This window comes from Chryseobacterium sp. KBW03, from assembly GCF_003852415.1.
In the GTDB taxonomy this organism is placed as follows: domain Bacteria; phylum Bacteroidota; class Bacteroidia; order Flavobacteriales; family Weeksellaceae; genus Chryseobacterium; species Chryseobacterium viscerum.
In genome coordinates, this window is record NZ_QAJO01000001.1 from 349 (window position 1) to 13,233 (window position 12,885).

At 36.9% G+C, this 12,885-nt stretch carries 10 protein-coding genes; 4 read left to right on the forward strand and 6 right to left on the reverse strand.

Features of this window, described 5'->3' with window-relative positions:
- Window positions 1-93: 93 nt before the first annotated feature.
- Window positions 94-747, reverse strand: coding sequence for a CoA transferase subunit B (locus tag DBR39_RS00005; RefSeq protein ID WP_124530302.1), 654 nt, complete (start codon window positions 745-747; stop codon window positions 94-96).
- Window positions 748-869: 122 nt separating this feature from the next.
- Here DBR39_RS00005 and DBR39_RS00010 point away from each other — a divergent pair, with 122 nt between their 5' ends.
- Complete coding sequence (locus tag DBR39_RS00010; RefSeq protein WP_124530303.1) at window positions 870-2,672, forward strand: ABC transporter ATP-binding protein; 1,803 nt, start codon at window positions 870-872, stop codon at window positions 2,670-2,672.
- 46 nt (window positions 2,673-2,718) lie between these two features.
- Here DBR39_RS00010 and DBR39_RS00015 read toward each other — a convergent pair whose 3' ends face one another.
- A complete protein-coding gene (locus tag DBR39_RS00015) occupies window positions 2,719-3,420 on the reverse strand; it encodes a CoA transferase subunit A (RefSeq protein WP_109738099.1) in 702 nt (233 codons plus the stop codon).
- Between the two features lie 394 nt (window positions 3,421-3,814).
- On the opposite strand from DBR39_RS00015, the gene DBR39_RS00020 reads away from it, so the two are divergent.
- Window positions 3,815-5,347, forward strand: a complete 1,533-nt coding sequence (locus DBR39_RS00020; RefSeq protein WP_124530304.1) for a membrane-binding protein — start codon at window positions 3,815-3,817, stop codon at window positions 5,345-5,347.
- A 138-nt stretch (window positions 5,348-5,485) separates the two neighbouring features.
- On the opposite strand, the gene DBR39_RS00025 is transcribed toward DBR39_RS00020, so the two are convergent.
- Window positions 5,486-8,224 (reverse strand): fibronectin type III domain-containing protein, encoded by a 2,739-nt coding sequence (locus tag DBR39_RS00025; RefSeq protein WP_124530305.1) that lies wholly within the window; start codon window positions 8,222-8,224, stop codon window positions 5,486-5,488.
- Between the two features lie 295 nt (window positions 8,225-8,519).
- Here DBR39_RS00025 and rplS point away from each other — a divergent pair, with 295 nt between their 5' ends.
- Window positions 8,520-8,876 (forward strand): 50S ribosomal protein L19, encoded by a 357-nt coding sequence (gene rplS, locus DBR39_RS00030; protein ID WP_068942389.1) that lies wholly within the window; start codon window positions 8,520-8,522, stop codon window positions 8,874-8,876.
- A 72-nt stretch (window positions 8,877-8,948) separates the two neighbouring features.
- On the opposite strand, the gene DBR39_RS00035 is transcribed toward rplS, so the two are convergent.
- The gene (locus tag DBR39_RS00035; protein WP_124530306.1) at window positions 8,949-9,392 is read right to left on the reverse strand and encodes an SRPBCC family protein; all 444 of its coding nucleotides are present in this window, start codon (window positions 9,390-9,392) and stop codon (window positions 8,949-8,951) included.
- Between the two features lie 329 nt (window positions 9,393-9,721).
- On the reverse strand, window positions 9,722-10,504 hold the full coding sequence (locus tag DBR39_RS00040; protein WP_124530307.1) for an AraC family transcriptional regulator: 783 nt from the start codon (window positions 10,502-10,504) through the stop codon (window positions 9,722-9,724).
- A gap of 76 nt (window positions 10,505-10,580) precedes the next feature.
- On the opposite strand from DBR39_RS00040, the gene DBR39_RS00045 reads away from it, so the two are divergent.
- Window positions 10,581-11,723, forward strand: coding sequence for an MFS transporter (locus DBR39_RS00045; RefSeq protein ID WP_124530308.1), 1,143 nt, complete (start codon window positions 10,581-10,583; stop codon window positions 11,721-11,723).
- Between the two features lie 122 nt (window positions 11,724-11,845).
- Here the strand turns inward: DBR39_RS00045 and DBR39_RS00050 are convergent, their stop codons facing one another.
- Window positions 11,846-12,838, reverse strand: coding sequence for an alpha/beta fold hydrolase (locus DBR39_RS00050; RefSeq protein ID WP_185147102.1), 993 nt, complete (start codon window positions 12,836-12,838; stop codon window positions 11,846-11,848).
- Window positions 12,839-12,885: the final 47 nt, after the last annotated feature.

Consider the following 12,885-nt stretch of genomic DNA (forward strand, 5'->3'; position numbering starts at 1 on the left):
ACAATAGAATTTTCTTAACGCTCCGATTTCCTATGTCATATAAAATATTCGGCCTCACTTTGTGAGGCCGAATATTTATTTATTATAGTCTGATTAGAATTGCATTTCAGGAATGTCTCCTTCAATGATCAGATCTGCTTCTGTAGCTTTGATAATGTCTTCTACTGAAACTCCCGGTGCTCTTTCAACCAGTTTAAATCCAGCCGGAGTTACATCCAGAACGGCAAGTTCAGTAACCACTTTTTTCACACAGTTTACTCCTGTTAGAGGAAGTGTACATTTTTTTAGGATTTTGCTTTCTCCTGCTTTGTTTACGTGCATCATCGCAACAATAATATTTTCAGCAGAAGCTACCAGATCCATAGCACCTCCCATTCCTTTCACCATTTTCCCTGGAATTTTCCAGTTGGCAATATCCCCGTTTTCTGAAACTTCCATCGCTCCAAGGATAGTAAGGTCTACTTTCTGACCGCGGATCATCCCGAAACTGAATGCAGAATCGAAGAATGAACCTCCTTCCAGAATAGTAATAGTTTGTTTTCCGGCATTGATGACATCGGCATCTTCTTCTCCTTCAAAAGGGAAAGGTCCCATCCCCAAAACTCCATTCTCACTCTGGAATTCTACGGAAATACCTTCCGGAACATAGTTGGCAACCAAAGTAGGAATTCCAATTCCCAGGTTTACATAATAACGATCTTTCAGTTCTTTTGAAATTCTTTTGGCAATTTGTTCTTTTGTAAGCATAATAAAAACTTAGACTGCAATTTAATTATTTTCACTTGAATACAAAAGGGCTTTGTTGTATTCAACAATTAACACTGTTAGTTAAAATAATATCTGTAATTTTGCTCCATTATTTTAATCGAATGAAAATACTTTTTAAATATCTTAAACCTTATCAGTGGCTGATTCTCATTTCATTATTTTTGGCTACTATTAATCAGGTTTTTTCTTTATTTGCTCCTGCTATTACAGGGAATATTCTTGACCAGCTGGTTACTCATCCTAATTTTTTTGATAAAGAAAAATTACTTCCCAGAAATCTGAATGAATATTTATATGGAAGCACAATATACCATGGCGCTTTTTATTTTCTGGGTTTGCTGATCGGGACTGCAATGATAAGTAGAATTGCCAAGGCTTTTCAGGATTACGTAGTCAGTGTGATTACACAGAAGTTTGGAGCTAAAATATTTACAGATGGTTTAAAGCATTCTATGGCCCTTCCTTATCAGGAATTTGAGGATCAGAGAAGTGGTGAAACTTTATCTATTTTAACAAAAGTAAGAGAAGATACTGTAAAATTCATCACCAATTTCATCAATATTTTCTTTGGAATTTTAGTCAGCATTATTTTCGTTTCAGTGTATGCTATCCGTTTACATTGGTCCATCATGCCGGTTTATATATGTGGAATTTTTCTGATTGCTTTTGTCACCAATCTATTGAGCAAGAGAATAAAAGGGATCCAGAAAAGTATTGTTACCGAAACCACTGCTTTAGCCGGAAGTACTACAGAAAGCTTAAGAAATATTGAAATTGTTAAGAGTTTAGGATTAACCAACCAGGAAGTAATCCGTTTAAATAACAACACTTATAAGATCCTTGGTCTCGAGCTGAGAAAGGTGAAAAGCATCCGTTCTTTAAGTTTTATCCAGGGAACGATGGTCAATTTTCTTCAGCAGATGATTACCCTGACTTTATTGTATTTAATTTTTAAAAACATTGTAACTCCGGGGCAGTATCTGTCTCTTATGTTTTATGGTTTCTTTATTTTCGGGCCGATGCAGGAAATCGGGAACATCATTATTTCTTACCGTGAAGCTGAGGCTTCTCTTCAGAATTTTGACCGTTTGATGAAAAAGGAGGTAGAAGAAAAACCTCTTCATCCTAAGCAAATTGGTGCCATTGAAGAACTGGAATTCAAACACGTTTCTTTCAAACATCAGTCTGCCCAATATAAAGCTTTAAATAATATCTCTTTTGACCTGAAAAACGGTGAAACGATTGCTTTTGTAGGGCCAAGCGGTTCTGGGAAAAGTACATTGGTAAAATTGCTGGTTGGGCTGTACAGACCTCAGGAAGGAAATATTTTCTACAATGGCATCAACGGAAAAGAATTCGATTTTGATGAATTGAGAAACCAGATTGGTTTTGTAACCCAGGACACCCAATTATTTGCAGGGACTATTAAAGAAAATCTTCTTTTTGTAAATCCTGCAGCTACTGAACAGGAAATTGCCATTGCTTTGCAGAAGTCAAGCTGTACTGGTTTGCTTGAAAGAGCAGAAAAAGGCATTGAAACGGTTATCGGTGAAGGTGGTCTGAAGCTGAGTGGTGGTGAAAAACAAAGAATTGCCATTGCACGAGCTCTTTTAAGAAAACCTCACCTTTTGATCTTTGACGAAGCTACTTCTGCGCTGGATAGCATTACTGAAGAGGAAATTACGACCACTATAAAGGACATTTCAAAAGAAAAGGAACAGATCACCGTGCTTATTGCTCACCGTTTAAGTACGATTATGCATGCAGATAAAATATATGTTCTTGAACGCGGACAAGTAGTTGAAACAGGTTCCCACAGCAATCTGATTGCAGAAAAAGGATTATACTACGCCATGTGGAGACAACAAATCGGAGAAAGAAAGACACTTACTCCTCAATCATAAAAAAAGCGCTGAATGTATTTTCAGCGCTTTTTTTTATTATGTGAGCTTATTCTTTAGTTCTCACTGTTCTCTGCTCTATTCTTTTTTCAAATTTTTCTCCCTGGAAAATTCTTTGAATCATGATTCCCGGAATATGGATTTCGTTCGGGTCTAATTGTCCCGGTTCTACCAATTCTTCTACTTCAGCAATCGTAATCTTTGCAGCGCCTGCCATCGGATGGTTGAAATTTCTCGCAGATCCTTTAAAAATAAGATTTCCGGCGTGATCTCCTTTCCATGCTTTTACAATAGAATAATCTGCTTCGTAAGCGTGTTCCAGAATATGAGGCTTTCCTTTGAATTCTTTTATTTCTTTTCCTTCTGCTACTTCAGTTCCGTAGCCTGCAGGGGTATAAAAAGCAGGAATTCCTGCCTGAGCAGCTCTGCATTTTTCCGCTAAAGTTCCCTGTGGAGTAAGTTCTACGTCTAGTTCACCTGAAAGCATCTGTCTTTCAAACTCGGCATTTTCTCCTACATAAGAAGAGATCATTTTCTTGATCTGTCTTTTATGAAGCAGCAATCCTAATCCGAAATCATCTACTCCTGCATTGTTTGAAATACAAGTCAGATCTTTCACATCACTTTCTACCAAAGCATTAATTGAGTTTTCAGGGATTCCGCAAAGTCCAAATCCGCCAAGCATCAGTGTCATTCCATCATTAATTCCTTCGATGGCCTCCTTTGCATTTTTTACTCTTTTATCTATCATGAAATATTAGATTTTTCTGTTGGCTAAATTTAATAAATTTTCTTGTATATCCGATGGCCGGAAAAGATTCTGTATTTCCCACTTTTTAAAATAGCATTTATAGCCTTTAAAAACACATTACAATCAAAATTTCGCCACAAGAAACGAACAAGCCTATTCATTTTTTATCGTATTTCTCGCCAAATTGATTTATATTTGAACCTTTAAACCAGGAAATATAGGATATTTTATTGTTTCCGGATATAATTTATTTTTTAACACAATTTTCAATGTAAAAATTATTTCACAACAGACAATTACTGTCTCTTCTATTTCTTTTGACCTTCTGCAGGTTTACAATTCAACACCGATCATCATATTAATTATATATAAAAACCAAAGCTTAAATAAAATCATGAAAAAATTATTTGCCTCAGCATTACTTGCATTGATACTCAGCATCAACGTGTATGCACAGGAAAAAACTTATTTCGATGAAAACTGGGAAAAAACGACCCAGGATAAAATGGAATACTACCGTGAAACGACTCCTAAGGGAAAACTTACCCTTATCAAAGATTTCTACAAGGACGGAAAGCTCCAAATGGAAGGTCTTGCTTCTGACACCACTCCCAACAGTGAAGTTTTTGACGGAAAAGTAACCTGGTATACTCCTGAAGGGAAAATCATGAGTACAACGACATTTTCTAATGGTAAGCAGACAGGAGTTTCTCAGTCTTATGATGAAAAAGGAAGACTTACAGAGGATGTGGTTTATAAGTCTGATGGTACTTACGATGGAAAAGCATTCGTTTATAAAGATCCTGAAAATGAATATTTTTACAACAGTATTACCACTTATGAGAAATCTTTACCTGTAAAGACTATTGTTTATGATGAAGATGTTAAAGGAATAAGGTATGAGACCTATTCCAGCAAAGACGGCAGCAATGAAACCAAATATTACGGAGAAAAGGGGAAACTCATTGGTACAGCTTCTTCAGGTTCCGGGGAAAGCCTACTGGTAGACTATTATCCAAATCCGATGAGGATTTCTAAAATCGAAAAATATAAAAGTGACGGAAGTGTAAAGGAAGGTGTTGTTTATGGTAAAAACGGAAAACTTCTGCAGGAGCAGAAAAACAATAAAAAAGACGGCTATAAAACTACTTATGATGAATCCGGCAAAAAAATAGGCCACCTGGTGTATCAGTATGATAAAGAAAGTGATACTTTCAAGCCGGTGGAGGGCGAAGATTATCAGCTCAGCTATGATTATACCAAGACGTCTGGTATTGATGTATACCAAAACGGATCTATTATATTGAGTAAAGCTTTTGACGAAGAAGGGAAGTTATTGTCTGAGAAAACTTTAAAAGAGTATGTCACTCAGGAGATTAAATACTATTCTCCGGATGGAAAACTAAAATCTACGTTGACCTATAAAGATGAAATGCCTTATAATGGTACTGCTTATGAAGGTTTTAATGAAACGCTGTATAAAGACGGTATCATTGTGAGTACAAAAAGCTTCTCTGAGGATCATAAGCTGAATTATGAAAAAAAGATGAACGCTAAACAAACCGCCTATGATGCAACGATTTATGATAATAAAGGAGTTATTTTGTACACCTTTAATCAGCCTCTGAACGAAGAGGGAAATTATGATTACAGCTTCACAGCACAAGTGGTACAATACGTAAAGGGTAAGCCTGCCAGCAAATCTTCAGTAAAAGGAGGTATTCTTCAAAGCGGAAAGATTAAGCTAAGAACAGGAAATGGATCAAAGGAACTTGAACGTAATGGAAAATGGGTCCTGTTAAAAGTGTATAATACGGAAGGAAAGCTTGTTCAGGAAACCAAAACTCTTGCTGATGCACAAGGAGAATATGTTTCTGCTGAAAACCAGACGATACTCAATGAGGAAGATTTATACTATTTTGACTAATCACTATCTATATATTAAAAGACGGTTTCAATTTTTGGAACCGTTTTTTAGTTAACACAAGATCCGTAAAAAATTAAATGAAAAAGAGGCTGTCAGAAATGACAGCCTCTAAAATTATAATTGTGTGTAGTTTACTTTTTACTGAATGATCAATTTTAAAGTAAATAGTTTTCTTCCGTGTACTTTTACAAAATAAACACCTGCCGGAAGGTTCTCATTCACCAGAGAGAAACGCTGGTTATTGATATTTTTCGATACATATAATAACTCTCCTGAAGCTGAGACTAATTCAATTTTTTCAATCGGGTAATCACTTTTGATAAAGGTAGGCTGTCCCGGTTTCGTTGGGTTTGGATACAACACTACATTTTTCTCTGTGCTCCTTGTTTCTTCAGTTCCCAACGTTGGTGAAGCCACCTGGAACTGTACTCTGTTGGAAACTTCTGTATAAGAGTCATTGGTAAACATTACCATATAATAGTTTCCTGGAGTTGCAGGTACCGCCGTTCCTTGTATTGTTTTTGTTCCCTGAGTTACTCCATCAAAATAGGTATAAGAAACAAAATTATCATCCGGTGTCTGAACATTCTGTGGGTAAATTCCCAGCCAGTCTTTGATGATTCCCGGAGAATCTGTCCATGAAGCAGTGATATTTTCTCCTAAGGTATATACCGGTTTGTTGATCCATAAATCGGTAACGATATCTCCTACTTTAAAGAATACCTTCTCTCCGATTCCGTTATATCCGTCTTCCAGTAAATACTGAGCATAATAATATCCTTTCGGAAGTCCTGTGAAATTAAGGGTTCCTGATGCTGTAGTCACATAACTCCATTTAATAGAAGCTGTAGTCCCGGCAGTTTGTCCCATTTTATAAATTCCGATCCAGTCTTTCTGTAAATTTGGTCCCTCTGTAAAATTGATGACAACCGTTCCTCCCACAGGATAAGTATCAGCGGTAGCCTGCAGCTGAACTTTCGGTCCTACATAGAAATTTTTCCTTGGCGTGATTTCTGTATACCCACCGTTAGCAAAAAATCCTGCAAAATATTGACCTTTACTAGCCAATCCATTAGTGAAAGTAGCTGTACCAGCAGTCTGCCCATTGGTATAGATAAATCCTTGTGAAGTCGTTGAAGCCGGAGTTTGTCCTTTCTTATAGATCCCTACCCAATCCTGCTGATTTCCGGGACCTCCAGTATAAGTAGCGATGATCGCTTCATTCTGAGCATATTCTGCTTTGTTTAAAGTAAATGTAGGATTTGAAACCACACTTCCTGTAACTTCAAACTGCTTCACATCACTCCAGTCGCTCCACTCAAGGTTTCTGTCTCTGTAACGCGTTTTCACGTAATAGATACCGTTTGGAATAGAATTCGTAGCCAAAGTTGCTTTTGTAATATCTACCCCATCATTCAGGTTTTTGGTCTTATCCGGTGTTCCGTTTCCGTCTTTCCCGAACCAGTTTTCAAAATCACGGTAGAATTCTTTTTCAATCACAGAAAAATTGGAAGTCTTACTGATCATAAATTGTGTTGTATTCAAAAGCTCTCCATTTGAAGATGAAAAGGCACTTCCATCCAATGTCAGAGGTAAAGTAACCGGACCTGAGAAATTGTTTGTAATAGAAGGTTTCGCTGGTTTAGGCTGGTTTTTATACCTGTGGAAAGAATCTACCAGCACATTATTTTTCTTGTTGTATACTCCTCCGATAGAATAACATTCAATATCCACTTTTCCTGTCGGAATATCTACTTCTACAATCTGATAGGTCCAGTCTGTCAATGTTTTCTGAACATCATCAAAATCCTTCTCATTAGACATTCCCCAATACTGATCCCAAGCTGTTCCTCCGGAGATGATCTGATAGTTGGGTGAATCTTTAAGCTGACCTCTGTGGTACAGGTGATGGTGAGCACCTACATGCATTAAATATTTGTCAGAAGTTACCAGAAGTGGTACTGCATTTTCTCTCACCCAGGTAGAAATATCTCCTACATACTGCTCCGCCTGATAAGGTCTGTGGCTCAAAGAAATAATCCAGTCTACAGTAGCATCATTATTAGCCGCTGTTAAGACCTGCTGAAGCCAGGTCTGCTGTGCAGATCCCGTATGTTCTGAACTTAAACTTACGAATAATACATTACCAGCCTGCTGAGCATAATAATTTTCATTTCCTGAGCTTATTCCTTTATAGCTAATTTCATCAATATAAAAGTGAGCATAGTAAGAATTCATCCCCATCGTTCCATAGGTTTCATGATTTCCTACAGTGGTCTGAATAGGCAGATAAGGTGATAGCTTAATATTCTTTTTAAAGTGAACATTTTCATAATGATCCAATGTTCCCACATCTACCTGATCTCCCACCATAAAAGTAAGAGCAATATTATCAGACGGATCTGAAGTGGCACCGAATTTTTCCTTTAATTTCTTATAGGCATTCAAGGTAAGAGTGTCATATCTCGGTTCTGCTTTGATCTGGTTGTCTCCCATGATCAGGAAGCGGATCTTCCCATTGGCAGTTACAGGTTGTCCCGGTAAAGGAAGTGTTCTGAAATTATAAACGGCAGACTCACTGGTTCCCGTTTTTATCTTATAATAATACTTTGTATTCGGCTGCAGATTGGTAACCTTTGCCGTATGATAATAGTAATTGTTATTGTACCCCGTATCTGAGAAGATATTGGTGGTTCCCGTTACCGTTACACTTAGATTCGTTGGAGAATCTCCATAGATCACAGTTGTTTCATTGTTGGAAGCAGTTTTCCAATTGACGATCATAGAGTTCGGAGTCGGGTTTTGTAAATAGGGAAACAAAGCCTGCCCGAAAGCCATCTGGACCGCGAAACAAAAAAAGAAGAAATAATGTTTCATAATCGTTTTCGTTTTAAAATAACATATAGAATTTCGAATTGTAAATCAGTCATTTAAAAATCTTTACTCAGATTTTTTACTTCGGGCAAAAGTAGACTTCCCATGTAAACTCAGCCTGATGGTATTTTAAAGAAACCGTTAACTTTTTAACAAAACCAGAATGAAAAAATTATAGTTTTTAGTACATTAAATGTTTGGCATATTCAAAAACTATTTTGTACATTTGCAACCTGTTATTCAACCTCTGACGAAAAACGTGTAAGTTGCTTAGCCTTAACATTTTATTTTATTAATAATGGATTTATTAAAGTACGTACAAGACAAGTACATTGCGAAAAAAGAATTCCCTGAATTCAAAGCAGGTGATACAATTACTGTGTATTACGAAATTAAAGAAGGACAAAAGACAAGAACTCAGTTCTTCAAAGGAACAGTTATCCAATTAAGAGGTACTGGTTCTACAAAAACTTTCACGATCAGAAAAATGAGTGGTGATGTAGGTGTAGAAAGAGTATTCCCTATTAACTTACCTGCACTTCAAAAAATTGAAGTTGATAGAAGAGGTAGAGTTAGAAGAGCTAGAATTTACTACTTCAGAGACCTTAGAGGTAAAAAAGCAAGAATCAAAGACGCTGCTTACAAGAAGAAATAATTCAGACAACAATACATACAAAAAGAGGCTGTTTACTTATAAACAGTCTCTTTTTTTGTTAAAAACATTTCCTTAGTTTTTGTATGGTGCTCCGGTTCCGGTTTCCAAAAAGAGTTTCAGACTTCCGGTAAACTGGTTCCAGCCACCAGAACAAATCGTATAACATTCCACAGTTGGATTCAAACCTACATGGGTAAGCTGCAGCAAACTGCTGTTTTCCTTTTGTTCCATTTCCCAGACTACAGTTGTTCCAATCCATTCTTTCTGATTTTTTAATTCAGGAATAGCAATCAGTGAATCTTCAACAGACCAGATCACCCTTGAATGGGGTATTGCTTCTTTTATTCGTATTGTCTTGTGAATATGGTCTCCAAATCTTACTGTAAATATATCTCCCGTCTTTGCTGATTCACCAATAAACAGCTCGGACCACCAAAGAGGAATCTGATGAGCAATTGCTTCATAAGTATTCTCTGCCGTAGCCTTGAGTTCAATTGTAGTATTATAATTGTCCATATCTTTTATTTTTTATAAAACTATTCTATTGACTTATACAATTTTATGAAAATAATTATTCAATGGACTTTGCATAGGACAAGAAATATTTATGAATTTTTAAACTATTAAGAGCTTTTTAGCAGGTAAGATGAGTTAAGAAAAATCTTATATTTTTAGAATAGAAGTTATCCTGACTTTCTTTTACTATATCATACACCATTAACCGTTAACCATTAACCATGTCAAGGTTTAAAACCTTGACATGGTTAACAACTTAAAGAAATCTTTAATCTTTCTTTTGGTTTAAACACATTCTCTTCCCAACCTCTTTTTTACCTACTTAACGGTTACTCGTTTTTCATCAGGTACTGCAAAGGTGTAGAACCTGTATGTTTCTTGAAAAATTCAATAAAAGCACTGTCTGAAGAGAAGTCTAGGATATGAGACACCTCTCCTATTGAATTGCCTTCTACCAAAAGCTCAATCGATCGCTGTAACCGCCATTGCTGCCTCCATTCCTGATAGGGCAATCCTGTTTCCTTTTTAAAAATCCTGCTAATTGTTTTCTCCACCGCTCCCGTGCGCTCTGCAAGATCTTTCAGCATAGGAGGCATAGAATAGCGTTGCGTCCATTCTTCAGCTATTTTTTTTAGGCGTCTGTCATGAGGCATTTTTAGCTCCAGATTTTCTTCCGGCGCCTTGTTCATTTCGTCCCAGAATACCTTTAAAAGATGAGTCTGATCAATTTTGAGATCCGACCATTCCCAAAAACAAATTCTTTCGATAATTTCTTTTAATAAAGGATTTACATGTAAAACATTAAGACCGGAACCTATATATTTTTCGGCATAACTTGTATCAAAATAGATAGATCTATAGGCGACAATATTTCGGAAATTTACCCGGTGAATTTCATGGGCAGGAATCCAAAGCATTCTAAATGGAGGGAGAACCAGCTGCCGGTCAGAAGTGGTGACCGTCATACAGCCCGACGGTGCATACAACAACTGAGCCTTCGTTTTATGAAAATGAAAGCCGGAATCATGCATCACCATATCAGAGGCTATTCCGATTACTTTCCCCGGAACGGAATCTGCATCAAACTCTTCATTTTGTCCTAATATGGCCATGTCCTATTTATGATGTTTTTTGTTTTTATATCATTATAAATATACATTGATTTTTTGGAAACTTTGCAGAAAAAAAATGAAGAAGACAAATCCTATCTGGCTGCTGACTCTGCTCGTAATGCTTCCGCAGTTTGTAGAAACCATTTACAGCCCTGTCTTGCCAATGGTTCAGGAACAATTCGGAGTGAAGGAAGAATCGGCCACGTTGACAATCAGTTTATATTTTATAGCATTTGCTGTGGGGGTCGCATTTTGGGGAGTACAATGTGACAGGATCGGAAGAAAGAAATCACTGGAATACGGGCTTATCACTTACGGAATCGGAACTATGGCAGCCATTTTTGCACCTAATTTTATGATTCTTCTTAGTGCCAGGATTATTTCTGCATTCGGAATTTCGGTGGGTTCTATTGTAACGCAGACGATTCTAAGGGATACTTATGATAAAGACAATATCAGCAAAGTATTTTCATGGATCGGAATTGGTTTATCGATCAGCCCGGTGGTCGGAATGATTACCGGTTCGGTACTGGCTGCTTCTATAGGACACCAGGGAGTATTTATAACATTATGTCTGCTGGCACTCTTATTTTTTATTCTCTCCAGGAATAAAGTTTCCGAGACTAACTATTCAAAGAAAATAATCAACATAGGTACTTTGGCAAGCCTCTTAAAACGGATGCTTCGTGACTCTTCGATCATCAGATGCTGTCTGCTGATTATGAGTTTTAATGTACTGTTGTTTTCGTACTATTCGCTTGCTCCGTTTATCTTTAAAGAAAATCAGTATTCCTACTACGTTTTAGGATACAGCAGTATTATTCTGGCGGGTGGTACATTTGCGGGAGCACAACTTAACAGGTTTTTATTATTAAAGAATATACCATCTGAATATTTGGTTAAAACTGGGGTATTGCTAGCCTTTTTTGCCTCCATTTTTGTATGGATGCTGACAAGCTCAGGAATCTATTTTTTAATTCCTTATTTCTTCATTGTTATGGCATTCAGCATTGCGATCCCGAATATTCTGAGTACGGCGCTCGTCAATTATAAAAACGAAACCGGTAGCGCCGGGGCTTTATTGGGGTTAATTTACTATGTTATGATAGGTTTAGGGCTGATAAGCATTGGTTTTATACAAAACCTGGGAATTTCATGTGTCTTATTTTCGGGAATTGGAGTTTGTCCACTATTATTATTTGAGGGTAAAAAGAATTAATTTTGAAACATTAAGTTTAGTGAAGATGATAAGAATAATTAAGCTTCATCAAAGATGAAAAAATTAAGCAGAATCATTTATGAAAACTTAATGTTTCAAATATTTTATAGTTTAAAATTAATTTATTGTATAAAATTATACAGGGCTTCAATGAATTTTGGGTATACTTCTATATGCGGGAGATGCCCTACATTTTCAATCTCTACAAGCTTTGAACCGGCAATTTCATGCTGGGTTTTCTTTCCCAATTCCTGATACTGTCCCATTTTCGGCTGCAGCTCTTTAGGTGCCCTATCCTTTCCTATTGCAGTTCTGTCTCTTGTTCCAATGATCAGCAGTGTAGGAACTTTGATGTTTTTAAATTCATAACAAACCGGCTGGTTGTAGATCATATCCGTGGTAAGGGCTGCATCCCAGGCTACCTGAGGATAATCTTTATGGAGTGTCCATCCTGCTATCAGGTCAAGCCAGGGCTGATATTCCTGTTTCCATTTGTTGTCATAATAGAATTTCAGCTGATAATTTTTATAGGTTTCCGCTGTATTTTTAAGTTCGGACTGATACGCCTGATCGATGGTCTGATACGAAGCAAAAGTTTTATAGTCTTCAAGTCCGATCGGGTTTTCAAGAATCAATTTTTGTACTTTCTCCGGATACAGCAATGTAAATCTAGTGGCTACCATTCCTCCCATCGAGTGTCCCAGGACTATAGCTTTATCAATCTTCAGTTCATCCAAAACGGCTTTTGTATTTTCTGCCAGCTGTGAAAAAGAAAACTGGTAGGCATGAGGCTTGGAAGATTTTCCGAATCCGATCTGATCAGGAATCACCACTCTGAATCCTTTTGCAGACAAGTCTTTTGCAGTTCTCTCCCAATACGCTCCATTGAAATTTTTCCCATGAAGAAGCATTATTGTTTTTCCATTGGATTTTTGTGGCTGTACATCCATATAGGCCATTTTCAAATCTTCGCCCTGAGATTGTAAAGTAAGGAAATGAACTTCGTAAGGATATTGATAATCAGACAGCATTGCATCCAGAGGTTTTACCTGTGAGAACATAAAACCGGACACCGTCAATGTAAAAGCGGCCATTATATTTCTGAAACGTTTCATGAAACTTTTATTTTAAGGATTAAAATTAAAAAAACCGCTCCAAAAGG